This is a genomic window from Streptomyces sp. NBC_00885, assembly GCF_045207475.1.
Lineage (GTDB): Bacteria > Actinomycetota > Actinomycetes > Streptomycetales > Streptomycetaceae > Streptomyces.
Window position 1 is genome coordinate 6436293 of the sequence record NZ_CP108796.1, and the last position, 26607, is coordinate 6462899.

Annotated in this window: 25 protein-coding genes and 1 riboswitch; of the genes, 11 read left to right on the forward strand and 14 right to left on the reverse strand. The window is 71.1% G+C overall.

What is annotated here, in order from left to right; translation table 11 throughout:
• Positions 1-115: 115 nt before the first annotated feature.
• The 3 genes from OHA61_RS29160 to thiO form a co-directional block, all read right to left on the reverse strand.
• Positions 116-910 carry a thiazole synthase gene (locus OHA61_RS29160; RefSeq protein ID WP_406305530.1) on the reverse strand — a complete coding sequence of 265 codons (795 nt, stop codon included), beginning with the start codon at positions 908-910 and terminating at the stop codon, positions 116-118.
• Between the two features lie 5 nt (positions 911-915).
• The gene (thiS, locus tag OHA61_RS29165) at positions 916-1134 is read right to left on the reverse strand and encodes a sulfur carrier protein ThiS (protein ID WP_406305531.1); all 219 of its coding nucleotides are present in this window, start codon (positions 1132-1134) and stop codon (positions 916-918) included.
• A complete protein-coding gene (gene thiO, locus OHA61_RS29170) occupies positions 1131-2303 on the reverse strand; it encodes a glycine oxidase ThiO (RefSeq protein ID WP_406305532.1) in 1173 nt (390 codons plus the stop codon). The genes thiS and thiO overlap by 4 nt, the downstream gene beginning before the upstream one ends.
• A riboswitch (TPP riboswitch) is annotated at positions 2301-2413 on the reverse strand. (Overlaps the previous gene by 3 nt.)
• A 131-nt stretch (positions 2414-2544) precedes the next feature.
• Between thiO and OHA61_RS29175 the strand changes: the two genes are divergently transcribed.
• The 5 genes from OHA61_RS29175 (at position 2545) to OHA61_RS29195 (ending at position 6878) form a co-directional block, all read left to right on the forward strand.
• Positions 2545-3783, forward strand: coding sequence for an NAD(P)/FAD-dependent oxidoreductase (locus OHA61_RS29175; protein ID WP_406305533.1), 1239 nt, complete (start codon positions 2545-2547; stop codon positions 3781-3783).
• 52 nt (positions 3784-3835) lie between these two features.
• On the forward strand, positions 3836-4201 hold the full coding sequence (locus tag OHA61_RS29180; protein WP_266477341.1) for an Rv2175c family DNA-binding protein: 366 nt from the start codon (positions 3836-3838) through the stop codon (positions 4199-4201).
• Between the two features lie 130 nt (positions 4202-4331).
• Positions 4332-4982: a thiamine phosphate synthase gene (gene thiE, locus OHA61_RS29185; RefSeq protein WP_406305534.1), complete on the forward strand. Its 651-nt coding sequence runs from the start codon at positions 4332-4334 to the stop codon at positions 4980-4982.
• A 75-nt stretch (positions 4983-5057) separates the two neighbouring features.
• Positions 5058-5975 (forward strand): methylenetetrahydrofolate reductase [NAD(P)H], encoded by a 918-nt coding sequence (gene metF, locus OHA61_RS29190; protein ID WP_406305535.1) that lies wholly within the window; start codon positions 5058-5060, stop codon positions 5973-5975.
• Positions 5976-6026: 51 nt separating this feature from the next.
• On the forward strand, positions 6027-6878 hold the full coding sequence (locus tag OHA61_RS29195; RefSeq protein ID WP_406305536.1) for a hypothetical protein: 852 nt from the start codon (positions 6027-6029) through the stop codon (positions 6876-6878).
• Positions 6879-6902: 24 nt separating this feature from the next.
• Here the strand turns inward: OHA61_RS29195 and OHA61_RS29200 are convergent, their stop codons facing one another.
• The 7 genes from OHA61_RS29200 to OHA61_RS29230 form a co-directional block, all read right to left on the reverse strand.
• Positions 6903-8390, reverse strand: coding sequence for a phytoene desaturase family protein (locus tag OHA61_RS29200; RefSeq protein WP_406305537.1), 1488 nt, complete (start codon positions 8388-8390; stop codon positions 6903-6905).
• 48 nt (positions 8391-8438) lie between these two features.
• The gene (locus OHA61_RS29205; RefSeq protein WP_324991008.1) at positions 8439-9056 is read right to left on the reverse strand and encodes a DUF4126 domain-containing protein; all 618 of its coding nucleotides are present in this window, start codon (positions 9054-9056) and stop codon (positions 8439-8441) included.
• 320 nt (positions 9057-9376) lie between these two features.
• Positions 9377-10006, reverse strand: coding sequence for a TetR/AcrR family transcriptional regulator (locus OHA61_RS29210; protein ID WP_266477352.1), 630 nt, complete (start codon positions 10004-10006; stop codon positions 9377-9379).
• Between the two features lie 29 nt (positions 10007-10035).
• Positions 10036-12123 carry a YhgE/Pip family protein gene (locus tag OHA61_RS29215; RefSeq protein WP_406305538.1) on the reverse strand — a complete coding sequence of 696 codons (2088 nt, stop codon included), beginning with the start codon at positions 12121-12123 and terminating at the stop codon, positions 10036-10038.
• Positions 12095-12829: an ATP-binding cassette domain-containing protein gene (locus tag OHA61_RS29220; protein ID WP_406305539.1), complete on the reverse strand. Its 735-nt coding sequence runs from the start codon at positions 12827-12829 to the stop codon at positions 12095-12097. The genes OHA61_RS29215 and OHA61_RS29220 overlap by 29 nt, the downstream gene beginning before the upstream one ends.
• A 78-nt stretch (positions 12830-12907) precedes the next feature.
• The gene (locus OHA61_RS29225) at positions 12908-13870 is read right to left on the reverse strand and encodes an MASE1 domain-containing protein (RefSeq protein ID WP_406305540.1); all 963 of its coding nucleotides are present in this window, start codon (positions 13868-13870) and stop codon (positions 12908-12910) included.
• A gap of 54 nt (positions 13871-13924) precedes the next feature.
• A complete protein-coding gene (locus OHA61_RS29230) occupies positions 13925-14755 on the reverse strand; it encodes a PP2C family protein-serine/threonine phosphatase (RefSeq protein ID WP_406305541.1) in 831 nt (276 codons plus the stop codon).
• Between the two features lie 164 nt (positions 14756-14919).
• On the opposite strand from OHA61_RS29230, the gene OHA61_RS29235 reads away from it, so the two are divergent.
• The 3 genes from OHA61_RS29235 to OHA61_RS29245 all read left to right on the forward strand — a co-directional run bounded on the left by OHA61_RS29235 (position 14920) and on the right by OHA61_RS29245 (position 16981).
• Positions 14920-15459 (forward strand): SAV_6107 family HEPN domain-containing protein, encoded by a 540-nt coding sequence (locus OHA61_RS29235; protein ID WP_324977357.1) that lies wholly within the window; start codon positions 14920-14922, stop codon positions 15457-15459.
• 105 nt (positions 15460-15564) lie between these two features.
• Positions 15565-16323, forward strand: a complete 759-nt coding sequence (locus OHA61_RS29240) for a methyltransferase (RefSeq protein WP_361912985.1) — start codon at positions 15565-15567, stop codon at positions 16321-16323.
• A 250-nt stretch (positions 16324-16573) separates the two neighbouring features.
• A complete protein-coding gene (locus tag OHA61_RS29245) occupies positions 16574-16981 on the forward strand; it encodes a DUF3040 domain-containing protein (RefSeq protein WP_266477362.1) in 408 nt (135 codons plus the stop codon).
• Positions 16982-17183: 202 nt separating this feature from the next.
• On the opposite strand, the gene OHA61_RS29250 is transcribed toward OHA61_RS29245, so the two are convergent.
• The 4 genes from OHA61_RS29250 to OHA61_RS29265 all read right to left on the reverse strand — a co-directional run bounded on the left by OHA61_RS29250 (position 17184) and on the right by OHA61_RS29265 (position 22846).
• Complete coding sequence (locus OHA61_RS29250) at positions 17184-19706, reverse strand: transglutaminaseTgpA domain-containing protein (RefSeq protein ID WP_406305542.1); 2523 nt, start codon at positions 19704-19706, stop codon at positions 17184-17186.
• Positions 19703-21058: a DUF58 domain-containing protein gene (locus tag OHA61_RS29255; RefSeq protein WP_324977366.1), complete on the reverse strand. Its 1356-nt coding sequence runs from the start codon at positions 21056-21058 to the stop codon at positions 19703-19705. Before OHA61_RS29255 ends, OHA61_RS29250 begins: the two co-directional genes overlap by 4 nt.
• Entirely contained in the window at positions 21058-22104 is a 1047-nt protein-coding gene (locus OHA61_RS29260) for a MoxR family ATPase (RefSeq protein WP_324977368.1), read from the reverse strand. Before OHA61_RS29260 ends, OHA61_RS29255 begins: the two co-directional genes overlap by 1 nt.
• A gap of 199 nt (positions 22105-22303) precedes the next feature.
• On the reverse strand, positions 22304-22846 hold the full coding sequence (locus tag OHA61_RS29265) for a carbonic anhydrase (protein WP_324977371.1): 543 nt from the start codon (positions 22844-22846) through the stop codon (positions 22304-22306).
• Positions 22847-23178: 332 nt separating this feature from the next.
• Here OHA61_RS29265 and rsmH point away from each other — a divergent pair, with 332 nt between their 5' ends.
• From rsmH to OHA61_RS29280, 3 genes are read left to right on the forward strand one after another with little or no spacing between them, the layout of a single operon-like run.
• Positions 23179-24132, forward strand: a complete 954-nt coding sequence (gene rsmH, locus OHA61_RS29270; RefSeq protein WP_361912977.1) for a 16S rRNA (cytosine(1402)-N(4))-methyltransferase RsmH — start codon at positions 23179-23181, stop codon at positions 24130-24132.
• Positions 24129-24665 (forward strand): cell division protein FtsL, encoded by a 537-nt coding sequence (locus tag OHA61_RS29275; protein ID WP_406305543.1) that lies wholly within the window; start codon positions 24129-24131, stop codon positions 24663-24665. The genes rsmH and OHA61_RS29275 overlap by 4 nt, the downstream gene beginning before the upstream one ends.
• A gap of 4 nt (positions 24666-24669) precedes the next feature.
• Complete coding sequence (locus OHA61_RS29280; protein WP_406305544.1) at positions 24670-26598, forward strand: peptidoglycan D,D-transpeptidase FtsI family protein; 1929 nt, start codon at positions 24670-24672, stop codon at positions 26596-26598.
• The last annotated feature ends 9 nt before the right edge of the window (positions 26599-26607 follow it).

The following is a 26607-nucleotide window of genomic DNA, read 5'->3' on the forward strand; positions in this document are numbered from 1 at the left end:
TGTCCTCAAACGCCGGACGGGCTGAATTTCAGCCCCGCCGGCGTTTGAGGAGCGGGGTCTGGGGCGGAGCCCCAGTTCGGGAAGGGGCGGGGTGGGGAACAAGCCCGCGCAGCGGTCAGAACGCCGGGCGTTCCGGGTCCAGGGCCGCCCGGCCCTCGACCGGCGACGACGCCTCCGCGAAGTGCCGCCGCGGAATCCGCCCCGCCCGCCGCGCCAGCCGCCCCGCCTCCACCGCGTGCCGCATCGCCTCCGCCATCAGCACCGGCTCCTGCGCCCGGGTGACCGCCGATGCCAGCATCACCGCCGCGCAGCCCAGTTCCATCGCGAGCGCGGCGTCGGACGCCGTACCGGCCCCGGCGTCCAGAATCACCGGCACGCGCGCGTGCTCGACGATCAGCTGGAAGTTGTGCGGGTTGCGGATGCCCAGGCCGGAGCCGATCGGTGAGCCCAGAGGCATGATCGCCGCGCAGCCCACATCCTGGAGCTTCCGGGCCAGCACCGGGTCGTCGTTGGTGTACGGCAGCACCGTGAAGCCGTCGTCGACCAGGGTCTCCGCGGCCTCCAGCAGCTCGATCGGATCCGGCAGCAGCGTGCGCTCGTCCGCGACGACCTCCAGCTTGATCCAGTCCGTGCCGAGCGCCTCACGCGCGAGACGCGCGGTCAGGACGGCCTCGCCCGCGGTGAAGCAGCCCGCCGTATTGGGCAGGACCCGGATGTTCAGCTTCTCCAGGACGGACAGGACGGAGCCCTGGACGGTCGGATCGAGGCGCCGCATCGCGACGGTGGTGAGTTCTGTGCCGCTCGCGGCGAGGGAGCGTTCGAGTTTGTCGAGGCTGGGTGCCCCGCCCGTACCCATGATCAGCCGGGAGTTGAACGAGGTGTCGCCGATGGTCAGACGGTCGTCGGCCACCCTGCTCAGCCTCCCTGCACGGCGGTGAGAACCTCGACGCGATCGCCGTCGCCGAGCAGCGTGCCCGACCACTGGCCGCGCGGGACGACCGCCTCGTTGACGGCTGCGGCGACCCCGGACGGCGCGGCCGTGAGTGCCCCGACCAGGGTGTCCAGGGTGGTTCCGGCGGCGAGCTCGCGGGCCTCGCCGTTGACGGAGACGGAGATGGACACGGAGACGTTCATGCGGGCTGCTCCAGACGCACGGGAGAGAAACGCAGCGGCGTGAAGGCACGCGCCTCGTCCGGCAGCACGCCGGTCGCCAGCAGCTCGGCCAGCACATCGCCGGTGACGGGGGTCAGGAGCACCCCGTTGCGGTAGTGGCCGGTGGCCAGATGGAGACCGGGCAGGGCGCTCGGGCCGAGCAGCGGCGCATTGTCGGGGGAGGCGGGCCGCAGCCCTGCGCGGGTCTCGGTGAGCGGCAGCTCGGTGATGCCGGGCACCAGTTCGTGCGCGTCGCGCAGCAGCTCGTAGACCCCGCCGGCGGTGACCGTCCTGTCCCAGCCGAGTTCCTCGCTCGTCGCGCCGATCACCAGCTCGCCGTTCTCGCGCGGCACCAGATAGACATCGCTGCCGCGCACGACGGCCCGCACGGTCCGGGACAGGAAGGGGGCGTGCGTCCTGGGCACGGTCAGCCGCAGGACCTGGCCCTTTACCGGCCGTACGGGGGGAAGCACCTCTGCCGGTACGCCGCCCAGCAGGCCGCTGAGGCTGCCGCCCGCCAGGACGACCTGGTCCGCGGTGAGCTCCTCGCCTTCAGTCAGTACGGCTCCGGCCGCCCGGTCCCGTACCACCGAAAGCCGTTCGGCCCAGCCCCGGTGGAAGATCACCCCGGCGCGCTCGCAGGCCGTCACGAGCGCCCCTGCCAGCCGTCGCGGATCGACCTGATGGTCGCCGTCCACCCGCAGGCCCCCGCGTACGCCGGGCGCGAGCATCGGTTCGAGGCGACGGCACTCGCGCCCGCTCAGCCATTCAGACTCCAGGCCGGACCGGTGCTGGAGGGCGTGCAGTTCACGCAGATGCGCCCGGTCGTCGGCGTCGAGTGCGACGGCGAGCGTGCCGCATGCGCGGTAGCCGACCGACTGCCCGCTCGCCTCCTCCAGCTCGGCAACGAAGGCCGGATAGCGGCGCCCCGATTCGAGATTCAGGCCGAGCAGGGTCTGCTCTCCGTAGTGAAGCTCGGTGACGGCGGCCAGCATGCCCGCGGCGACCTGTGCGGCCCCGCCGCCCGGCTCGGGATCGGCGAGCGCAACCCGCAGTCCGCGCTGTGCGGCTCGCCAGGCCGTGACCAGACCGATGATTCCGCCCCCGATGACGAGGACGTCTGAAGTGCGCGTTTCGGAAATACGCGACATGGGCGTCCAGCCCCTCCCTTCGCCGGCATGACCCGGATCAGGTTCGTACGGTCGGAGGCCGCCCAGCCTCCCTCTCAGCCCGGTGCGTCCGGGCTCCCGCGAGTGCCTTACGGTGGCCACCCTAACCCCAGCCCTCAACTCGCAGTAAGGGAGCAGGCGCTGTGACGGTCGCCGGCGTGCGGCGGCGCGGGCGTCGCCGAACACGCTTCCTGACGGACAGTCAGATGCGTAAGGTTGCAGGGTGAGCGAGCAGCAGCAGACAGCACAGGCAGCGCGGCGCGTGGTCGTCGTCGGCGCGGGAATGGCCGGGGTCCAGACCGCCGTGGCCCTGCGCGAACAGGGCTTCACCGGACCCGTCATCCTGATCGGCGCCGAGCCCCACCAGCCGTACGACAGGCCGCCCCTCTCCAAGGCGATCCTGCTCGGCAAGGCCGAGGGCTCGGCCTTCGAGGTCGACTTCGAGGCACTCGGCATCGAGCTGCGGCTGGGCTGCGAGGTGCACGGCGTACGCCCGGACGATCATGAACTGGACACCGAGGCGGGAGCCGCCCCGTACGACGTCCTGGTCATCGCCAGCGGCGCGGAGCCGATCACGCTGCCGGGCGCCGAGGGCGTTGCCGGGGTTCATCTGCTGCGCACCCTCGACGATGCCGCACGGCTGCGCCCCGTCCTTGCCGAGCAGAACGACATAGTGGTCGTCGGCGCGGGCTGGATCGGCGCGGAATTCGCCACGGCCGCCCGCGAGGCCGGCTGCACCGTCACCGTCGTCGAGGCGGCCGACCGGCCGCTCGCGGGCGCCCTGCCCGCAGAGGTCGCCGCCCCGATGACCGACTGGTACGCGCAGTACGGCGTCGAACTCATCACCCACGCGCGCGTGGCCGGCATCGAGCCCGGAACGGTGATCCTCGCGGACGGCCGTGAGCTCGCGGCCGGAGCCGTGGTCGTCGGCATCGGCGCGCGCCCCGCCACCGGCTGGCTCGCGGGCTCCGGCATCGCGCTCGGCCCGGACGGCGCAATCACCGCGGACGAGCATCTGCGCACCTCGCTGCCCGATGTGTACGCGGTCGGCGACTGTGCCTCCTTCCCGTCCGGCCGCTACGGCGAACGGCTGCTCGTGCACCACTGGGACAACGCCCTGCAGGGGCCGCGCACGGTGGCCGCCAACGTCATCGCGAGCGCTCGCCGGGAGCCGGAGCAGATCTACGACCCGGTGCCGTACTTCTGGTCCGAACAGTTCGGCCGTTTCGTGCAGTACGCGGGCCACCACGCCACCGCCGACACGATGGTGTGGCGCGGCGATCCGGCGGACGCCGCCTGGACCGTGCTGTGGCTGCGCGAGGGCGCCCTGGTCGCACTCCTCGCCGTCGGCAGGGCCCGCGATCTGGCGCAGGGACGCAAGCTCATCCTGGCCGGCGCGCGGCTGGACCCGGACCTCGCGACCGATCCGTCCGTCCCTCTGAAGACAGCGGCACGGACGTAGTCCGGGCAGGGTCCGGGTACCGACTGTCAGTCCGGGATGGCACGCTTGTCCTGTGACCGAGATTGACGCAAAGATCGATGCTCTCGTCCCCGCCTGGCTCCACCTTCCCGACATCGCGGAAATGCTCGATGTCGAGGTGACACGCGTACGGCAGCTGGTCAAGGAAGGCCAGCTGATCGCCGTGCGCCGTGGTGAGAACCGGGCGCTTCAGGTGCCTGCCGCCTTCATCGACGGCAACAAGGTGGTCAAGGGTCTCGCCGGGACCCTGACTCTCCTGAGGGACGACGGCTTCACCGACGAAGAGATGCTGGAGTGGCTCTTCACTCCCGACCCGAGCCTGCCGGGCACGCCTGCGCAGGCGCTCAGCGAGAATCGCGGCACGGAGGTGAAGCGCCGGGCCCAGGCGCTCGCCGTCTGACCTGCCTTCCGGAGTGCTGAGCGTCCGGTTCAGGGCGTCCCGGACGCCGGAACGACAACACCAAGCGGTGTGCGGGCAAAGGCCGAGCGGCCCCCGCCCGCACACCGCCGACCCAACGGGGGGAACACCCATGTCCACGGCTCGTGAGCTGCTAACCGACGCGCGGCTCTATCTGTGCACGGACGCCCGGAAGAAGCAGGGCGACCTCGCCGGCTTTCTCGACGCCGTGCTCTCCTCGGGGGTCGACATCGTGCAGCTGCGCGACAAGGGCATGGAGGCGGCCGAGGAGCTCGAACACCTCCAGGTCTTCGCCGACGCCTGCCGCAGGCACGGCAAGCTGCTCGCGGTGAACGACCGCGCGGACGTAGCCCACGCCATCGGCTCCGACGTGCTGCATCTCGGCCAGGGCGACATCCCCGTCCCGGCCGCCCGCGCCATCCTGGGCGAGGACGTCGTGATGGGCCGCTCCACACATGCCGAGTCCGAGGTCGACGCGGCCGCGATCGAGCCCGGCGTGGACTACTTCTGTACCGGACCCTGCTGGCCCACCCCCACCAAGCCCGGGCGGTACGCCCCCGGACTCGGCCTCGTGCGCTATGCGGCGGCGCTGGGGACCGACCGGCCCTGGTTCGCGATCGGCGGCATCGACGCGGGCAACCTGGACGAGGTGCTCGACGCGGGCGCCCGCAGGATCGTCGTCGTACGCGCGATCACCGAGGCCGACGATCCGGCAGCCGCTGCCGCAGATCTCACCAAGCGGATACGGGCCCACGGCCAGTAGGCCGTTCAATAAATTTCGGTGTCCGATGGGTGGACTCGGGTTGGGTGACCCCCAGGCCCTGGATAACCTGCGAGTATGGCCCTCGGTACAGCTTCTACCAGGACGGATCGCGCACGGACTGTGCGCGACCTGCTCGCGACCGGTAAGACGTCCTACTCTTTCGAGTTCTGGGCACCCAAGACCGAGAAGGGCGAGCGGAACCTCTGGAACGCGCTGCGCAGGGTCGAGGCAGTCGCCCCGAACTTCGTATCCGTGACCTATGGCGCCGGCGGATCCACCCGCGCGGGCACCGTCAAGGCCACCGAGCAGATCGCCGCCGACACCACGCTGACGCCGGTCGCGCACCTCACGGCGGTCAACCACTCCATCGCCGAGCTGCGCAACATGATCGGCCAGTACGCCGACGCGGGGATCCGCAACATCCTCGCCGTCCGGGGCGACCCGCCCGGCGACCCGATGGGCGAGTGGGTCAAGCACCCCGAGGGCGTGCAGTACGCCGCCGAGCTCGTCCGGCTGATCAAGGAGTCCGGCGACTTCTGCGTCGGCGTCGCGGCCTTCCCCGAGATGCATCCGCGCTCGCAGGACTGGGACACCGACATCCGCCACTTCGTCGACAAGTGCCGCGCCGGGGCCGACTACGCGATCACGCAGATGTTCTTCCAGCCCGAGGACTATCTGCGGCTGCGTGACCGGGTCGCGGCCGCGGGCTGCCGCACGCCGATCATTCCGGAGATCATGCCGGTCACCAGCGTCAGGCAGCTGGAGCGGTTTGCGCAGCTCAGCAATGCCACGTTCCCGACGGACCTGAAAGAGAGGATCCTCACCGTCAAGGAGGATCCGGCCGCTGTACGCTCCATTGGGATCGAGTACGCAACGGAGTTCTGTGCACGGCTGCTCTCCGAGGAAGTCCCCGGACTGCACTTCATTACGCTCAACAACTCCACGGCGACGCTCGAAATCTACGAGAATCTCGGACTGCACGAGCAGTCGTGATCGGTCGTACCCGACCCGACCCGGGGCGGCGGCCGAAGGAGAGGGGCGGGCATGGGCTGGACGGTCCTCTATATCGCGTTCGGTGTCGTCGCGCTGTGGCTGCTCGGTGAGGTGCTGCTGCAGTACAAGGCGCGGCTGCGCTGGCGGCTGCTCGCCTTCGCCGGATTCCTCACTGTGGTCTTCGGTGTATTGCTGCCCTCCGTCGTGGTGATCGCGGTCGGCGCCATAGCCTTCGCGGTCGGCCAGATGTATGTCACCCTCTCCTTCCGCCGCGGCTTCTCCACCGGCTGGGCGCTCGGCGGCAGCCCGGGCGAGAGCCGCCGCCGCAAGTCCGGTCCCAGATCGGACGCGCCGCCGCGCGAGCCCACGCTGGAGGTCTCCGACCTCGCGTACGAGGCCGCGGACCCGGATCCGGAGCCGGTCTACGAGCCGCAGCCGCTCCCGGAGGACACCGGGCAGTACGGCGTCTATAGCGAAGCGGCCTACGCGGCCCAGCAGCAGCAGCAGCAACAACAACAGCAGCAGCAGGATCACAGCTACGCCCAGTACGGCGGCATGTACGACAGCTACTACTCCGGCTATGACCAGCAGCAGCCGACGGGCCAGGAGGCGTATGCCGGGCAGTACGACTACGGGACCGGGCAGCAGCAGTACGCCGCGTACTCCGACCCGTATGCCGGCAGCCAGCAGTACAACGGCTACGAGAGCTACGACAGCTACGGCGGCCAGCAGCAGTACGCCGACCCGTACGCGCAGCCGCAGCACGGCGAGACGCCGCCCGGTGGGGTGTGGGTCCCGCAGCAGCGCGACGGCGAGCAGGTGCCGCCGATGCCGCAGGAGCAGCCCTCGCCGTACGGCTATGACACCGGGACCGGGTACAACGAACAGCAGTACCGCTACTGACGTCCCTTCGGTCCGAGTGAGTCGTCACTGAGAGCCGCGGAAGCCCGCGCCCTCCACGATCAGACCGGCGACAAGCGCTCCCGACATTCCCGCGTGCGCGAGTCCGCCGCCGGGGTGCGCGTGGCCACCCACCAGATACAGGCCCGGCAGCCGGGTGCTGTTCGCCGGGCGCAGATACCGCCCACCGGCGCCCGCCAGCGCGGGCGCGTGCAGCGCTCCCGTCTCGGCGGGCGTGAGGATCCGGTGCCACAGCACCCGGTCCCGTATCTCCGGAAGGGCCCCGCGGGCGGCCTCGATCAGCGCCTCGGCGTACCGCTCGCGCAGCGCCGGGTCCGTCCAGTCGACCGGGCCGCCGTGTCCGGTGACCGTGGCCGTGAGGGTGACCGCCTCGTGCTCGTCGTCGGGAGTGGTCCGTGGATCGCCGGGCCGCAGCACGGTGACGGTGGGCCGCGCCTCGGTCCGCCCGCCGAAGACCGCCGCCGCTTCCGCCCCCGCGCCGGGGGAGTGCACCACCGTGCGGTGGACAGCCGACGTGGGGCGCGCCCCGCGCAGGGCGAGCAGCACCGTGAACCGGCCGGGCAACGGCCCGTCCCAAGTTCCCTTTTGGGGTCTTATGTCCCTGTCCCGCCACAGCTCAGGACCGACAAGCCCCGCCGTATCGACCCCGGCCACCACATGATCGGCCCCGGCGAACGCACCACCGGCCAGCTCGACGCCGACCGCCCGGCCGTCCTTCTCCATGACCCGCGTCACCTCGGACCCGAAGACGAACTCCACCTTCCGGGCCACACACCGCTCGTACACGGCTCGGGCCAGCTCACGCATCCCGCCCTCGACATACCAGCTGCCGAAGGTCTGCTCCATGTACGGCAGGAGGGCGGCGCTCGCCGGGGCATGGCGTGGATCCAGGCCGTACGCGAGCGCGCAGGCGTCGAGCAGGGCCGCCAGCCGCGGGTCGGCCAGCTCCCAGGCGCCGATCTCCGCGACCGTGGACGCCTGCCGGGCGCGCAGCAGTCTGCGCTGCCGGAGCGCCGGATAGGGGTCGCGTCCCAGCACCTGCCAGTCGGCGCGCAGAGGCTCCTCCAGGAGCGGCCGCCTCGTGCGCTCCCAGGCGTCCCGCGCCCGGCCCAGGAACTCGCCCCACCGCTCGCCCGCGCCCGAGCCCAGCGCCTCGTCCAGCGCGGAGACGACCCCGGCCCGTGAGGCGTTCGGCAGGGACACCGCCGCGCCGTCCGCGAAGATGTGACGGCTCGACGGGTCCACCTGGACCAGCCCCACGCACTGCTCCAGCGGCTCTTTGCCGGTCTTGATGAACAAGTCCCGCCAGACGGCGGGCAGATGGAGCAGACCCGGACCGGTGTCGAAGACGAAGCCCTCGCGCTCGTACCGGCCCACGGCGCCGCCGTACGTCTGAGAGCGCTCGTACACCGTCACCCGGTGGCCTGCCACGGCCAGCCGGGCAGCAGCCGCCATGGCGCCCATCCCGGCGCCGATCACCGCAATCCGTCCCATGTCGGCGACCCTATCGGCCGCCACTGACAGCCGGTCCGGGCGGCCCGGTCACCACGGCGGTCTGTCGACCCCTGCCGCCGCCGGCCGTCTCTCCACCCGCCGCTGCGCCCGGCGCCGCCAGAACCGGCGGATCCGCGAGGCCAGGAAGACCACGGTGACCACGCCGAGCGCGAGCAGTGTCCCGGCGATGACCGCTGCCGCCACCGGATGGAATATCGCGAAGGTGATGATCCCGGCGACGCCCAGATCCTCCGCCGTGCTCACCGCGATATTGCTGAACGGCTCGGGCGAGGTGTTGATCGCCATCCGGCTGCCTGCCTTGACCAGATGGCTCATCAGCGCGGTCGAGCCGCCGACCGCGCCCGCCGCGAGCTCCGGCAGCGAGCCGCTCTCCCCGGCCAGCAGCGCGGCCACGACCGCTCCCGCGACCGGCCGGACCACGGTGTGCACGGAGTCCCATATCGAGTCGACGTACGGGATCTTGTCCGCCACCGCCTCGCAGAGAAAGAGCACCCCGGCGACGATCAGGACATCCGTGCGCTGAAGCGATGCGGGCACCTCGTCGGTGAGCCCGGTCGCGCCGAAGACGCCCAACAGGAGGACCACCGCATAGGAGTTGATCCCGCTGGCCCAGCCGCTGGTGAAGACGAGAGGGAGTACAGACACGGACGCGATCGTAACCAGTCGCCGGGCGCCGCGGGTGGGGATGAGTGCGCAGGGCTGAGTATCCGTACCTAGTAGGTGAGATGAGTACGCGCGCGGATGGGTCCCACCTGCGCAGACGGAAGAGTGGGGACCACGGAGGGGGCGCGGCGCCGGCACCGCCGACACGGGGCGGCGGAACGGCGCGGCTCCCCTGACGGATCGGGGGAGTACGGGGGAGAACGGGGACATGGGGGAACACCGCCGGTCCGGCGGGGCTCGGGGGGATCGAGCCTCGCCGGACCGGCGCTTTTGTCTCTCTGCGCTCGGGCTCGGGCCGGGCCTCAGCGACCGCTGACGCGGCCGTGCAGCAGCCGCGACAGGGCGGAGTGCACATCGTCTATCGACCGCTCGGGCTGGAACGCCTGCCAGTCGAGCGCTGCCACCAGCACCATCCCGACCAGCGCCGCCGCCGTCAGCGGAATGTCGATCTCTTCGCTCAACTCGCCGTTCTCGACGGCCTCCCGCAGCACCGTCTCGACGACGGCGACCGCCTGCTGGCGTACGACGAGAAGTGTCGACTGCCAGGCTCGGTTGGTGCGCCACAGTTCGGCGACGTACAGCTGGGTGAAGGCCGGATAGCGGTCTATGAAGACCAGACCGGCCCTGATCATCGCGTCCAGCGCCTCGACCTTGGTGCCGCCGCGTTCCGCGGTCTCGTCGGCGGCGGACTGGAGCGAGGCGGTGAGCAGGCCGACGCCGTACCGCAGCAGCTCCTCGAAGAGCTCGGTCTTGCTTTTGAAGTTGTAGTAGACCGTGCCCTTGGCGACCCCGGCGCGTTCGGCGATCTCGTCCACCGTGGTGGCGGAGAAGCCCTGCTCGGCGATGAGCGTCACCGCTGCCTCGTAGAGTTTTGCCCGGGTCGCCCGGCGTCTTGTGCTGGTGCTGTCCTTGGCGTCCATGGCGTCGTCCATGGAATCGATTCTCACAGGTCCGCGCGCCCTCACAGGCTCAGCTCGGGGTGCAGCCGGTCGAGCGTCCACACCTGCTTGCGCCGGGCGGAGACCGCGGTCAGCGCCAGCGCACCAGCGGTGAAGGCGATCAGCACCGCGCAGGCCTGCCAGACCGGGCCGAGACCGCCGCCGGTGATGAGCCTGCGCAGCGCATCGACGACGTAACTCATCGGGAGGAAGGGGTGGATGGCGTTGAAGAACCCCGGGCTGGTCTGGACGGGGTAGGTGCCGCCCGCCGAGGTCAGCTGGAGCATGAGCACCGCCAGGACGAGGATGCGGCCCGCGGCCCCGAAGCGTGCGTTCAGCCACTGGATGATCGCGGCGAAGCAGCAGGTGACGAGGGCGAGGAAGCCGATGGTCCCGGCCGCGTACGCCATCTTCAGGCCAAGACCCCAGTGCAGTACGGACATCAGTGCCGCCACCTGCGCCAGGCCGATCGCGGCCACGGGCAGCCAGCCGGCCACCGCGATCCGCCAGGCGGAGGCGCCCGCGGCGAGGGCCCGCCGGTTCAGCGGCTGGATGATCATGTACGCGACCATCGCGCCCACCCAGAGGGAGAGCGGGATGAAGTACGGGGCGAAGCCGGTGCCGTAGTTGGGCGCCTTGTGCAGCGACTGGCTGGCCAGCTTCACCGGGTCGGCCATCACCTCGGTGCGGCGGTCGCGGTCGTTCTTGCCGTAGTCGGGGATCTTGCCCACGCCGTCGTTGAGCCCGCCGGCCAGCTCGGTCGAACCGTCGGCGAGCTTGAACATGCCGCCGTCGAGCTTGCCCGCGCCCGTCTTGAGCCTGCCGACACCGGTGTCGAGATCGGTGGAGCCGGACTTGGCGCTGCCCAGTCCGGTGTGCAGCCTGTCCGCGCCCTGAGCGACCTTCTTCGCACCCGAGTTGAGGTCGTTGATCTTGCCGACGGCCGACTCCAGGTCCTCGTCGAGCCGCGGTGAGCGCTTGGCGAGATCGTTCGCCTTCTTCTGCAGATCGGCGAGTTGGCTGTCGAGCTTCTTCAGATCGCCGCTGTTGCCCTTCACCAGCGCGTTGACATCGTCGGCGATCTTGGCGACATCGGCCGCGGTGACCTTGGCCCGCTTGAGGGCGGGGCAGAAGGTGGGGTCGGGGAGGAGGGCGTCCTCGCAGTGAGCCTGGTAGATGGCGTTCAGCTCGTCGGCCGACTTGTGGGCCAGGGCCGCGGCGCCGGGGGCCGTCCTCACGAGGATGTCGAGGTTGTGGCGTATCGCCTGGGAGGAGTCGGCGACCAGGCGGGCCGCGTCCCCGATCGCCTTGCCGTTGTCCTTGAGGTACGGGCGCACGTCGGCGGCCACCCCGTTGACCTTGTCGGCGAGCGCCTGGGTGCCGTCGGAGACCTGCTGGGAGCCGGTCTCGAGATCGCTCGCGCCCTTGTTCAGCTTGGCCAGGCCGCCGGCCAGCCTGCCGCTGCCGTTCTTGGCGTCCTTCAGCCCGTCAGCGAGATCCTTGGAGCCCTTCTTCGCTTTGCCGATCCCGCCCTTGAGCTGGTCGGCGCCCTTCGCCGCCTTCTCGGTGGCGTCGTGGATGCCGGAGAAGGAGATGAAGATCCGGTCGAGGAAGGTGCGGGAGGCGTTGACGGAGGCGGCGGTGCGGACCTCGGAGAAGACCGTCCGTGAGATCTGTCCGACGATGTAGTTGTTGGCGTCGTTCGTACGGACCTGAAGGGCACCGGTCTCGGGGGAGTCGCCGGAGCTGGAGGCGATGCGCGCGCTGAAGTCCTCGGGCATGGTCAGCGAGAGGTAGTACGCGCCGTCCTCGACGCCCTTGCGGGCCTCGGCCTCGCTCACCTCGTGCCACTCGAAGACCTTGCTCGCGCGCAGTCCCTTGGTGATCTCGTCGCCCGCGGCGATCTTCTTGCCGGAGGCGGTGGCACCCCTGTCGTCGTTGACGAGCGCGACGGGGATCTTGTCGAGCTGTCCGTACGGATCCCAGAAGGACCACAGGTACAGCGCGCCGTACAGCAACGGCAGCAGCAGGACCGCGACGAGCGCGGCGCGCGGCAGCTTCCCCCTGCCGAACCGCTTCAGCTCAAGCGCGGCCAGTTTCGGCGAGCGCATCGGCCGCCCCCTCCTCGTTCGTACGGATGATGGTCGTGTCCTCGGGCGCCTGGCTGCACACGGCGAGGACCGTCGTGCCCGAGCCGGCGACGGAGCGCAGCAGCTTCCAGGCTTCGGCCCGGTCGGTGTCGGAGAGCTTGAGGTCGGTGTCGTCCACGGCGAGCAGCCGCGGCCGGCCGATCAGCGCGAGGGCGACGGACAGGCGCAGTGCCTCCAGCCGCTCCAGATCGCGTACGGCGGTGCGCTCCTGCTTCGGGAGCGTTGCCAGGTCGAGCCCGGCCGCCTCCAGCGCCTCGTCGACACGGCTGCGGGCCGCGGCCAGACGCTCGGCCCGCGGTCGCAGCAGGGCGCGCAGCGAGACGTCGAAACGGCGCTGCAGCAAGGCCCGTTCGCGCAGATGCTCGGCGACGGTGAGCGCCGGATCGAGCTCACTGACCCCCGGCACGTGGCCGAGCGCGCTGATGCGGCGTACGGCAGCCATCTTGCGCGGCAGCGCCAGGCCGGCGACCTGGGCATGGCCCTCGGCGGGGCGCATCCGTCCGGTGAGCGCGAGCAGCAGGCAGGTGCGGCCCGAGCCGGACGGGCCCTCGATCGCGATCAGCGAGCCGGGTTCCGCGTCGATGTTCACCGAGCGGAATGCCCAGCCGCGCGGGCCCTTGAGCCCGAAGTCCTCGGCGGTGACGGCCGCCCCGTGCGGGCTGTCCACGTACCCTCCCCCATTTTTGAACTGACTAGTCAGTTCAAAAACTACCTCCGATCCCCGACCGAAGCAAAACCAGGTGGGTCACCGACCGGTCTGCGGCCCCTCACGGGGATCCATATGAGCCACCATCTCGGTGAGCTGTACGCAGAGCCGCTTGATCTCCTCATGGGTCTTGTTCCGCTCGGTGATGACCGCCGCGAGGAGCAGGGCGGTCAGTGCCGTTGCGCCGTTGAAGGCCTGCAGCGTGACCATGTTCTCGAGCAGGTCGTGATGGGCGAACGGGCCGGACTCGCGGGCCGCGGCGAGGATCGCCAGCGTCATCACCATCAGCGCGCACGGCGCCGCACCGGTCAGCTGGAAGCGGAACGCCGCCCAGATCAGGAACGGGAAGACGAGAAAGAGCAGGGACGAACTGTTCGTACCCGTCGCCAGAATCGTCACGCAGAGCGTGCCAAGGACCAGGGCCGCCGCCTCGATCCAGCGGCCGATCCCGGCGTCGCCCGGCCACCGGGCCCGGCGCAGGGCTAGCAGGAACGGAGTGACGGCAAGCACCCCCATCGCGTCACCGGTCCACCACACCGACCACGTCGGCCAGAAGTCGCCCGCATCCAGCGCCCCGGAGAGCACCAGCACCCCGCTGCCCACTGTCGAGCTGATCAGCATCCCGGCCAGGGCGCCCAGGAAGATCAGCGCCAGCCCGTCACGCAGCCGGTCCAGCTCGGTGCGGAAGTCCGCCCGCCGCAGCATCGCGTACGCGCCGAGGGGGGCCAGCGTGTTGCCGGCGACGATGCCCAGGACCGCGAGCGGGGTGGGGCCGATGGTCACATTGACCAGGAAGGCACCGAGCGCGATGCCCGGCCAGATCCGCGGACCCAGGAGGAGCAGTCCGGCGAGGGCCACGCCGGTCGGCGGCCACAGTGGCGTGACCTGACCGCGTACCAGCTGCTGCAGAAGCCCGAGCCGGGCGGACCCGTAGTAGACGGCGGCGACAGCGAGGATCCGCAGCGCAGGAGGTCCATAGCGGCCGATCTCCGCAGTGCGCACCACAGCAGTCTGCGCTCCGCCAGGGGCTGTGGCGAGTCAGACGGGACAGACCGGTCACCCGGGCCCCGGCGGGCCGTCGTAGCGGACGACGAGCACGGCGGCGTCGTCGCTGTGACCGGTCTGGTCGGCCACCTTGATGACGGAGGCGGCCAGCACATCGGGGTCGGCGTCGAAGCCCACCTTGACCAGCCGGGCCACCTCGGCCAGTCCGGACTCCATCGGATAGGTCGGTCCTTCGACGACCCCGTCGGTGAGCAGGACGAGGACTCCCGGCTCGGTGAGCCGTCGGTGGGTCACCGGATAGAGCTCGCCCTGCAGGACACCCAGAGGCGGGCCTCCCCGGTCGAGGGCGATGCCCGAGCGGCCGCTCTCCGTGGCCCAGATCATCGGGACATGGCCCGCCCTGGACACCGTCAGGTCGCGGCAGACCGGGTCGAAACGAAGGAAGCAGCAGGTCGCGAACAAGCCGCAGCCCATGGAGATCAGCAGGTTGTTGGCGCGGCCGAGCACCTCGCGCGGATCGCTCGTCGTCTCCGCGATGGCACGCAGGCTGGTGCGGACCTGCCCCATGAACGCGATGGCTTCGACGTCGTGGCCCTGCACATCTCCGATCGCGAGGCCTAGTGACCCGTCCATCATCACGAAGGCGTCGTACCAGTCGCCGCCCACGTCGAGACCGTCCCGCGAGGGCGCGTACCGGGCGGCGATGCGCAGGCCGGGAAGGACCGGAAGCGCGGGCGGGAGCATATGGCGCTGCAGCGCAACGGCCAGCTCCACCCGGGCCTGCTGCAGCTTGATCTGCGCCAGGGCCTGGTCGACGAGCCGGCCGAGGGTGATCAGCAGTTGCTGTCCATCGTCGGGCGGGACGGCGCGATGTCCGCGCATGGTTGCTCCGGGGGCTGGCCGCAGAACTCCTGATTTCACCTTAGCCTTCAGCCCCGCCCCCCGTCTCCCAAGAGAACAAGCAGGTCAGAGCCGATTGTCAGTGGTCCCCCTCACGATGGACACATACGGCCACAGTGCCGTCACACGACGACAGGAGGCTCGTCATGGCCAGCTCCTACGCAGCAGCCGCACACCGGCGCCGCGCCACCGGCCCTGCCCCCTCACTGACCGGACCGGCGAACGACGTGCATCCCGTCCTGCGGCGGGCATCGGCACCGCCCGCCGCCCTCGACCTGCTCGCCCAGGCCCGTACGGGACTGGACGAGGCCACCACTCTCCCAACGCCGAACGAGCGGTACGCCACGGCCCATCTGGCCGCCCTGCGCACCGCGGCCGCGGTCCTCGCCGCCCGCGGCCGGCCCGAGACCAGCACCCGCCGGCGGCAGCGGATCCGAAGCGCCTGGGAAGTCCTGCCCGAGATAGCGCCTGAACTGACCGAGTGGAGCGCCCTGTTCGCCTCGGGCGCCCGGCGCAGGGCGCGAGCGGAGGCGGGGATACAGGGCGCGGCCAGCGCCCGCGACGCCGACGACCTGCTCCGTGACGCGGCGATGTTTCTGCGCCTGGTCGAGCGGATGCTCGTGCTCCAGCCCGTGCTGCCCCAGCCTCGGATCGAGCAGCCGGGGACGGGGGACGCCGCAGGGTGAGACAACGGGCCGGCAGAGGCCGGGGGCGGTCGGTGAAGGCAATAGGGTGGTCTGCGTCTTCACCGTGGAACCGCCCGAGTACAACCGCCCGAGGAGTCAACTGCCGTGTCGGACCCGATGCGCCCCCGCGCCTCCCTCCGTACCGCCGTGGTCTGGGACGTCCTCAAGGACGCCCTCGACCGCCGGGCCAAGGCGAGGGGCACGGATGCCCTGGACGTCCTCGACACCGGCGGCGGCAGTGGCTACTTCGCGGTGCCCGTGGCCCAGCTCGGGCACCGCGTCACCGTGGTCGACCCCAGCCCCAACGCGCTCTTCGCACTGGAGCGCCGCGCGGCCGAGGCCGGTGTGGCCGACCGGGTCCGCGGCGTCCAGGGCGATATCCACGGCCTGTTCGACGTCGTCGAGCGCGGCGGCTACGACGTGGTGCTGTGCCACGGAGTCCTGGAGTACGTGGACGACCCGGCCGAGGGCGTACGCAACGCGGTGGACGCGCTCCGGGCCTCCGGCGCCATCAGCCTGCTGGCCGCCGGAATGGGCGGCGCAGTCCTGGCCAGGGCACTCGCCGGGCACTTCACGGAGGCACGCCAGGCGCTCTCCGACCCCGCCGGACGCTGGGGCGCCGGTGACCCGGTGCCGAGGCGCTTCACGGCCGAGCAGCTCGCCGAACTCGTCGCGGAGGCGGGCGTCGAGGTCGGCGCCGTGCACGGCGTCAGGGTCTTCGCCGACCTCGTCCCGGGCGTCCTGGTCGACACCGAGCCCGGAGCACTCGACGCGCTGCTCAAGCTGGAGGCGGCCGCGGCCGAACTGCCCGCCTTCCACGCCGTCGCCACCCAGCTGCACGTACTGGGCGAGAAGCAGGGCTGATCAGCGGCGCAACCGCACATGGAGTACGCCACACACCACCCGATCGTGGCCTTCGCCCCGTATGATCGGGGGACACCATCCGGCATGACGGATCGGAGGTTGGGGAATCTACGCCTCAGCGCCTGAGCCGCCATGGCGGCCCGGACTGGCGAATTGGGTTAGAGGGCGGGTTTCACGGGGGCGATTCCCTGCCTATCCTGAAAGGGCCGCATACCGGTCGCCCCCCGCGGCCGACGACTAGGAGGACTCCGTGCCGCTCTCGGAGCACGAGCAGCGAATGCTCGAGCAGATGGAGCGAGCGCTGTACGCCGAAGATCCCAAGTTCGCTACAGCGCTTGAGGGAAGCGGGCTGCGTACGTACACCCGACGACGGGTCTACCAAGCAGTCGCGGGCTTCCTGGTGGGTATCGCGCTCCTCATGGCCGGAATGGTCGCGCAGCAGATCTGGATCAGCGTGGTGGGTTTTCTCGTCATGCTGGGCTGTGCGGTTCTCGCGGTCACCGGATGGCGCAAGGCGCCCAAACCGGGTGAGCAGCAGACCCTGGGGGACACGGCAGCCACGGCTCGCCGTCGGCCCCGTCAGCGCAGGTCGATGATGCACCGGATCGAGGAGCGGTGGCAGCGCCGCCGCGACGAACAGGGTGGCCAGGGCCGCTGAGCCGATCGGCGGCAGCAAGCGGAACACACGACATACGGCTGAGGGGCGACGCGAGAACGCGTCGCCCCTCAGCCGTATGTCGGCTCACTCGCCTCAGCCCTGTGCCCGCTCACTCGCCCCGGCTCACCGGTGCAAGGGCCCGGGCCATGTGGCCGGGCCTGCGCCGACCCCATGACTCGACGGCCCGTTCGGGCCGAAGCCGTCAGCCCCGCTGCCGGGACGGCCGGCGCAGGATGCCCGGCCACTTGTCCAGCAGCCCCCACCTGCTCGCCGTCGCGCGAACGCCCCAGCGGTCCGTGAACGCCGTCCAGCGCGCCGAGAGAGCCCAGACCACCCGGACGGACGAGCGGGGCGCCAGGAGGGCCCGCAGACGGGTTCCTCGGCTCGCCGCTGCCCGTAGCCCGGCACGGACCTGCTGGACATCGTCCCCGAGCCCCGTAACCGGACGGGGCTCCGGGGCGTAGAGCACCTGCTCCACCGCCCGGGCCACCCGGTGCACCGCGGCCGCCGGCTCGTCCTCCAGCCTGCCCAGCCGGACGATGCGGGCAGCCGCCTTCCGCGGCGTCTGCGACTCGTCCGGCAGGATGCCGTGGTCCCATGCCAGGTCGGAGATCTCCTGCCAGGTCGCCAGCGTCCTGGCCGACTCCTCCGCGAGCGCGCGCCCGGCGTCGGCCACCGGCCCGTCGGCGCCGGTCTTCTGCAGCGAGACCAGCGCCGGATCCGCGGCGCCCGCAGGCGCCCCGCTGCCGGAGCGCAGCCGCCGTGCCCGCGTCCTGATGCGCCACAGCATCGGCAGCAGCGGCACCAGCACCAGCGCCACGACGCCCAGTCCCAGGCCCACCCAGGTACTCGCGGGCGTTCCCGGGTCGGTGGGCGGAGCGACCTCTTGCGGCGCGGCAGCACCGCAGTCACCGATACGGCGCGCCTGCGGCGGGCAGTTGTCCGTCTCGGAGGGCGCGGTCGAGGGCTCCGCGGAGGCACTTCCCTCGGGCTCCGCCGGGGTGCTCGGGCCGCCGCTCGGCGACTGGGGCCGTGTGTAGTCGGGCGGGGTGCCCCGGCTGGGGGTCGGCTCGAACCGCGTCCACCCCACGCCCTCGAAGTACAGCTCGGGCCAGGCGTGGGCCTCCTGCAGACCGACGGACATGCTGCCGTCCGAGAGCGGGGACCCGGGGGTGAACCCCACCGCGACCCGCGCGGGTATGCCGAGCGTCCTGGCCATCGCGGCCATCGAGAAGGAGAAGTGGATGCAGAAGCCCTCCTTCTTCTTCAGGAAGCGGCTTATCGCGCCGGCGCCCGTCCCGGACTCCACCTTGGTGTCGTACCGGAAGCCGCCCGTGACGGCGAACCAGTCCTGGAGTTTGACGGCACGCGCGTAGTCGTTCGTGGCGCCCTTGGTCACCGTCTTCGCGATGTTCCTGACGTCGCCCGGCAGCGCGTCGGGGACCTTGGTGTACTCACTCAGCAGCTTGGCGGGGGCGCGCGGCGCCGAAGACAGCTGCTCCGCCGTCGGCTTCACCATCAGGCTGGTGACGGAGTACTGCGCGCCTCGGGTGTCCTGACCGCGGTCGCCGACCAGCGTCCGGCCCTCGGGCTCGAAACGCCAGCGTCCGTTGATCGCCACCTTGGTCGCCGGGTAGGGGAGCGGCAGCCAGCTCTGTTTGTACGAGCCCGCCGCCGAGACGTTCGTCCTGATCTCGGTGACGGCGACGGACGGGCTCAGGCCGGGTGCCTGGGGAAGCTGATTCGGCACATCTCTGATGTCGCGCTGCGAGGTCTTCCACGCGGTCCCGTCGAACTGGTCCAGCGCGACGATCCGCAGATAGAGGTCCTTGGTCTGCGTCGTGTTGGTGTTGTACCGGATGACCTCGCGGTCCTCGGGCTGGTTGAGGCTGTCCTGCAGCGAGACCAGCGGGTTCACCGCGGAGATCGTGCCGCCGCCCTGGCCGGGGCCGTTCCCGTTGCCCCCGCTGTTCAGCAGCCCGCCGTCCAGTGCGGGCAGCGCCGCCGGGACCACGAGCGCGACGCCCAGCGCGAGCGCGCCGATCCGGCGGCCCGTGCGGACCGGTGCCAGCGCCTGGCCGCCTCCTGGGGGGATGTATCTGCCCGTCGTGGGGCTCTGCGCGGTCGCGGCACCGCCGAAGACCCGGCCCCACTGCGAGAGCCGGTCGCGGCCCTCGGCCAGCAGGAGCACGAGATATCCGGTGGCCGCGAGCAGGAACCACAGCCAGCTTGCGCCGCCACCGGACAGGCCGGCGGCGACCGAGTACAGCGCGAGCAGCGGCAGTCCGGCCGGGGCCGCGCTGCGGAAGGTCACCGCGAGGGCGTCGACCGCGAGGCCGATCACCAGCACTCCGCCGAGCACCATCAGCCTGATGCCGTCGGTCGCCGGTGCCGGGATGGCGTACCGCCCGACGTCCTCGCCGCCCGCGTTCAGCAGCTCGCCGAATCGCTGGAAGGCATCGGGACCCGGCAGCACGCCGAGAATCGCCTGGCCCCGGGCGAAGAGGATGGTGAGCAGCAACAGCAGGACGAGCGCCTGCACCGTCACCGTCAGCGGCCGGGCCAGCGGCACGCGCCGGGCCAGCGCCCCCACACCGCTCACGATGGCCAGCAGGAACACCGCCTGCAGCATCCAGCTTGCCGGTTCGATCAGCGGCAGCATCGCTCCCGCCGCCATCAGCGTGGCGGCGTAGGCGCACAGGGCCAGCCTTCCGCGACCGCTCATGACCAACCCCCAGAGAAACCGTTCGTACCGCTGCCGGAGGACTCGGTGCGCTCCCGGCCCGCCTGGCGCCACAGATCGGAGAGGTGCGCCCCGGGCGGCACGGCCAGCGCCGTCCAGCCGGCCTCGCGCAGCAGCCGCAGCCGGTCCTCGACGGCACCCTCGATCGCGCCGCCCGTGACCCACGACCCGCTGTCCAGGACGAAGGCGACGGCGGCCCCGCTGCGCCGGCGCATGCGCGCGGCCAGGGTCGCCTGCTCCTCGTCGAGATCGCCGAAGAACGCGAGCAGCAGTCCTTCGTTCCCGCCGCGCAGCACGTCGTACGAGCGCGAGAGCCCGGCTCCGTCGGAGTGGTCGACGACGGCGAGCGTGTCCATCATCAGACCCGCGGAATCCGCGGACTCCTGGGTCGAGCCGGCGAAGCCGTCGGCGCCCTCGGCAGGCACCGAGCTTCCGGTGTCCGTCAACAGCCGCACCGAGAAGCCCCGTTCCAGCATGTGCACCAGCGCGGAGGCCGCACCGGACACCGCCCACTCGAAGGCGGAGTCGGGACCCGCGCCCTCATAGGCGATGCGCCGGGTGTCGAGCAGCACCGTGCATCTGGCCCGCTGCGGCTGCTCCTCGCGGCGCACCATCAGCTCGCCGTAGCGCGCGGTGGAGCGCCAGTGGACCCGGCGCAGATCGTCGCCGTAGCGGTAGTTGCGCGGGATCACGTCGTCGTCACCCGCCAGCGCGAGCGAGCGGTGGCGGCCGTCGCCGTAACCCGAGGACTCGCCTGCGAGCCGCACGGCGGGCAGCGCCTCGGTCCGCGGGATGACGGTCAGCGTGTCGAAAGCGCTGAAGGAACGGGTCAGCTCGCACATCCCGAACGGGTCGCTCAGCCGCAGCTGGAGCGGGCCGAGCGGATAGCGCCCGCGCAGATCCGAGCGGACCCGGTACGACACCTCACGCCGCCCGCCCGCCTCCACCCGGTCCAGTACGAACCGGGGCCGGGGCCCCAGCACGTACGGCACATGGTCCTGGAGCATCAGCAGCCCGGTGGGCAGCCGCGAGACGTTGTCCATCCGCAGATGCACACGCGCCTCGGAGCCGGCGGGCACGCGCGCGGGCGAGAGCCGCCGGCTGCCCGCCACCCGGTAGCGGGTGCGGTACAGCACGGCGACGCAGACCAGCGGCAGCACCGCGAGCAGCAGTCCGACGCGCAGCAGATCACCCTGCCCGAGGACATACGCGCACACCGCGGCGGCTACCCCCGCCGCGAGGAAGGAACGGCCGCGCGTCGTCAGTCCGCCCAGGGCCGCCCGCAGTCCGCCCGTGTCCTTGCCTTCCGTGGCGGCGGGGCCCCCGGCCGACATCACAGCCGCCGGGCGCCGGGCTGCTGGCCGTAGAGCGGCGGCTGGGCCTGCCGGCCCGGGACATAGGAGGTCTCGGCGCCGCCGGACGTGGGCACGGGGATGCGCTGCATGATCTCCAGTACGACCTGCTCGGCCGTACGCCGGTTCAACTGGGCCTGAGCGGTGGGCAGCAGGCGGTGGGCCAGCACCTGGACCGCCAGCGCCTGGATGTCGTCCGGCAGGGCGTAGTCACGGCCGCTGAGCGCGGCCGATGCCTTCGCCGCCCGCAGCAGATGAAGCGTGGCGCGCGGCGAGGCGCCGAGTCTGAGATCCGGGTGGCTGCGGGTGGCCGCCACCAGCTCCACCGCGTACCGCCGCACGGAGTCGGCGACATGGACGGTGCGCACCGCGTCGATGAGCTTCACGATGTCGTGGGCGTGTGCCACCGGCTGCAGATCGTCGAGCGGCGAGACGCCGCCGTGCACATCGAGCATCTGGAGCTCGGCGTCCGCGCTGGGGTACCCGATCGACACGCGCGCCATGAAGCGGTCGCGCTGCGCCTCCGGCAGCGGGTAGGTGCCCTCCATCTCCACCGGGTTCTGGGTGGCCACCACCATGAAGGGGCTGGGCAGTTCGTAGGTCTTGCCGTCGATGGTGACCTGGCGCTCCTCCATCGACTCCAGCAGCGCCGACTGCGTCTTGGGCGACGCGCGGTTGATCTCGTCGCCGATCACGATCTGGGCGAAGATCGCGCCCGGCTTGAACTCGAAGTCACGCCGCTGCTGGTCGAAGATCGACACACCGGTGATGTCGGACGGCAGCAGGTCCGGCGTGAACTGGATGCGCCGCACCGAACAGTCGATGGACCGCGCCAGAGCCTTGGCCAGCATCGTCTTGCCCACGCCCGGCACATCCTCGATGAGCAGATGCCCCTCGGCGAGCAGCACGGTCAGCGAAAGCCGTACGACCTCAGGCTTGCCCTCGATCACACCCTCCACCGACCGGCGCACCCGCTCCGCTGTGGTGGTCAGATCTGTGAGGCTCGCTCGATCGTCATAGGTCGTCACCCGGCCCTCCTCGGCCCGTTCTACGGGCCGGCGCCTTTCAGACGGCCCGGCCCACCCCGAATCACGGACACCAGCTCCGGAAGGTTCCGGAAGGTGTCACACCCGCATTCTTGTTGCCGTTACCGCGTCGTGTCACTCGCCTGTGGATAAAGGAGTGGGAATTGTCGGAGTTGCCGCATTTCTCCGGGTGTCCTGCTGGTCACACAGCGGGGTCGATCTCCCTCAGCAGCCCGCTCGTCACGTCGAAGACGAAGCCGCGGACGTCGTCGGTGTTCGGCAGGAAAGGCGAGGTGCGCACCCGCTGCATCGACTGACGTACGTCCTGGTCGACATCCCGGAAGGCCTCCACCGCCCACGGCGGACGCTGCCCCACCTCGTCCTCCAGCTCGTGGCGGAAGTCCTCCGTCAGGCTTTCCAGGCCACAGTTCGTGTGGTGGATGAGTATGACGCTGCGGGTGCCGAGCGCCCGCTGGCTGATGGTCAGCGAGCGGATCACATCGTCCGTGACCACGCCGCCGGCGTTGCGGATCGTATGACAGTCGCCCAGCTCCAGGCCGAGCGCGTCGTGCAGGTCGAGCCGGGCGTCCATACAGGCGACGACGGCCACGCGCAGTACGGGGCGCGCGTCCATCCCGGGGTCCTCGAAACCGGCGGCGTAGCGCAGGTTCGCCTCGACGAGGCGGTCGGTGACCGTGCCACGGGGAGGGGCTGCTTCTGCGGGGTGGTGCGCGGAAGTCGACATGAGGACGACGGTAATGCGCACAGACGGCCGAAGCCCGCTGTGAGGGGGGACAAAGAACATCAATGAGCCTTGTTGTGAGCTAACCCACAGGTGTGAAGCCGACGCGCCCGTACGGGTGAAGTGTCCGCATCCGCGACGTGTCTCCAGGTGCCGCGCGCCACGCGCCATCCGGTTGATTGACCGGGAGGACGCGTGGACTAAAGTGACGCGCAGTTCACGGACCCATCCTGCACATTTCCATTTTCTCCCCGCGTGTGCGGCGTACGTACGGCCCTTCTGAGCGGGCGGGGACCCGGCAGTACGTACACCCCGCGCCGGACCTGAGAGGGCGCATGAGTCAGACCCGACACGTCCCGGTGATGCTCCAGCGGTGCCTGGACCTGTTGGCCCCGGCCCTGCAGATGCCGGGCGCGGTGGTGGTCGACTGCACCCTGGGGCTCGGCGGACACAGCGAGGCTCTGCTCACGCAGTTCCCCGAGGCACGCCTGGTCGCGCTCGACCGCGACACCGAAGCGCTGCGGCTGTCGGCCGAGCGGCTCGCCCCCTTCGGTGACCGGGCCACCCTGGTGCATGCCGTCTACGACGAGCTGCCGCAGGTCCTTGAGCGGCTGGGGATCCCCCGCGTCCAGGGCATCCTGTTCGACCTCGGCGTCTCCTCCATGCAGCTCGACGAGGCCGACCGCGGATTCGCCTACGCCCAGGACGCCCCGCTCGACATGCGCATGGACCAGACGACCGGCGTCAGCGCGGCCGAGGTCCTCAACACCTACCCGCCCGGTGAGCTGGTGCGGATCCTGCGCATGTACGGCGAGGAGAAGCAGGCCAAGCGGATCGTCTCGGCAGTCGTACGCGAACGCGAGAAGGAGCCCTTCACCAACAGCGCCCGGCTCGTCGAGCTGATCCGCGACGCGCTGCCGCAGGCCGCCAAGCGCACCGGCGGCAACCCCGCCAAGCGCACCTTCCAGGCCCTGCGCATCGAGGTGAACGGCGAGCTGACCGTCCTGGAGCACGCGATCCCGGCGGCCGTCAAAGCACTCGCCGTCGGCGGCCGTATCGCCGTCCTGTCCTACCACTCGCTGGAGGACCGGCTGGTCAAGCAGGTCTTCGCGGCCGGCGCGGCCAACACGGCGCCACCCGGACTGCCGGTCGTCCCCGAGGAGTACCAGCCCCGGCTCAAGCTGCTGACCCGCGGTGCGGAGCTCCCCACCGAGCAGGAGGTCGCCGAGAACCGCCGTGCGGCGCCCGCGCGGTTCAGGGGAGCGCAGCGCATCCGGGAGGACGTGTGAACTCAGCGGCCAAGCAGCTGAAGGGGCGGGCCGCGCGGCTCGCCAGGCTGATGCCGTCGGGGCCGAGCACCGCCGCCCGTACTCCCTTCGTCCTGCTGGTCGTCGTGCTCCTCGGCGGCGGCCTGATCACGCTGCTGCTGCTGAACTCCGCTCTCAACCAAGGCTCGTTCAAGCTGAGCGAGCTCAAGCGGAAGACCACCGAACTCACCGACGAGCAGCAGGCGCTGCAGCGGGACGTGGACGACCGCTCCGCCCCCGGCGCACTGGAGCGCAGGGCCCGCGAGCTGGGCATGGTGCCGGGCGGCAGTCCGGCCTTCCTCGATCCGGACGGCACGGTACGCGGCGTTCCGGGCGAGGCCACCGCGCTGCCGTCGCCCGGCCCGTCGCCGATGGAGATCCGCAAGCCGACGCTCCCGTCTCCCTCGCCCACGGCGTCCCCGGCCACGGCCCCTGTGCCCGCGCCCACCACAGGCCCGACGACCAAGCCGTCGCCCCCGTCCGCGAAGCCGACCCCGACGACCCCCGGCAGGTGACGCAGTGCCCAAGGAACCACCGCGCCGCCGGGTGCCAGGACCCGCCAGGCGACCGTCCGTCCGGCCCGCGCCCCGCCGCCCCAGGCCGGCCCCGCGCGCCATCCGGCTCGGCAGTCCCCGCCCTCGCCTGCGCCTGGTCAGCCTCGGCCTGACGCTGGTGATGCTGGCCTTCGTCGTACGCCTGCTCCAGGTACAGGCCGTCGACGCGAGCGCGTACGCCGCCAAGGCGGAGAAGAACCGCTACCTCAGCCACAAGCTCACGGCCGAGCGCGGCGAGATCACCGACCGGGCCGGAATCGCCCTGGCCACCAGCGTCGACGCGTACGACATCATCGCCGACCCGAAGATGTTCACGCCGAAGGACAGCAAGGCCCCCGACGCGCCGGAACAGGCCGCCGCGCTGCTCGCCCCGATCCTCGGCAAGGACGCGGCCGAACTCACCAAGAAGCTCAAGGCCCCCAAGTCCCGCTACACGGTGCTCGCCCGCCGCCAGACCCCCCAGGTCTGGAACCAGATCAAGGACCTCAAGTCCGTCTTCGCCGAGAAGGCCAGGACGGACAGGGCCAAGGGGGGCCCCGGCGCCAATGTGATCGGCGGTGTCTTCCAGGAGCCGAGCAGCAAGCGCATCTACCCCAACGGCGACCTCGCCGCCGGGATACTGGGTTACGTCAACGCCGAGGGCCGCGGAGGCGGCGGCGTGGAGTCCATGCTCGACAAGGCGCTGGCCGGCAAGGACGGCGAGATCACCTACGCCCAGTCCGGCGGCCGGCGCGTCCCCACCGCGGGCTCCCGCGAAGTCCCCGCCGTCCCCGGCTCCGACATCGAGCTGACCATCGACCGCGACATCCAGTGGGCGGCTCAGAAGGCCATCAGCGAGCAGGTGACGAAGTCCAGGGCCGACCGCGGCTACGTGATAGTGCAGAACACCCAGACCGGCGAGGTGCTCGCCATGGCCAATGCACCGGGCTTCGACCCCAACGACCTCACGCAGGCCAACTCGGCCGCCATGGGCAACGCCGCGCTCCAGGACGCCTACGAACCGGGCTCGACCGCCAAGGTCATGTCCATGGCCGCCGTGCTGGAGGAGAAGGCCGCGACCCCCGCCACCCATGTCGTCGTCCCCAACCGGCTGCACCGCGGCGACCGGCTCTTCAAGGACGACATCGACCACCCCACCTGGAACCTCACGCTCAACGGCGTACTGGCCAAGTCCAGCAACATCGGCACCATCCTGGCGGCCGGCCAGCTCGGCAAGACCCAGCCCGCCGCCAACCAGGTCCTCTACTCGTATCTGCGCAAATTCGGCATCGGCAGCCCCAGCGGGCTCGGCTATCCGGGCGAGACGCCCGGCATCCTCGCCACGCCGCAGAAGTGGTCCACCTCGCAGCAGTACACGATCCCCTTCGGCCAGGGACTCTCGCTCAATGCCATGCAGGCGGCCTCCGTCTACTCGACGATCGCCAACGGCGGCGTACGCATCGAGCCCACCCTGATCCGCGGCACCAAGGGGCCCGACGGACGCTTCACCCCGGCGCCCGCTCCCGGCAGGACCCGCGTCGTCAGCGAGCAGACGGCCAGAACGCTGGCCACCATGCTGGAGTCGGTCGTCGGCGACGAGGAGGGCACCGGCACCAAGGCCCGTATCCCCGGCTACCGCGTCGCGGGCAAGACCGGAACGGCCAACCGGGTCGATCCGGAACTGGGCCGCTACAAGGGCTACACCGCCTCATTCGCGGGCTTCGCGCCCTCCGACAAACCCCGTATCACCGTTTACTGCGCCATCCAGAACCCGACCAAGGGCAGCTACTTCGGCGGCCAGATCTGCGGCCCGATCTACCAGAAGGTCATGGAGTTCGCGCTCAAGACCCTCCAGGTCGCACCGACCGGCGCCGCCCCCGCCCGGCTGCCCGTCACCTTCCAGGCCGGCGAGTGACCCCGGAGG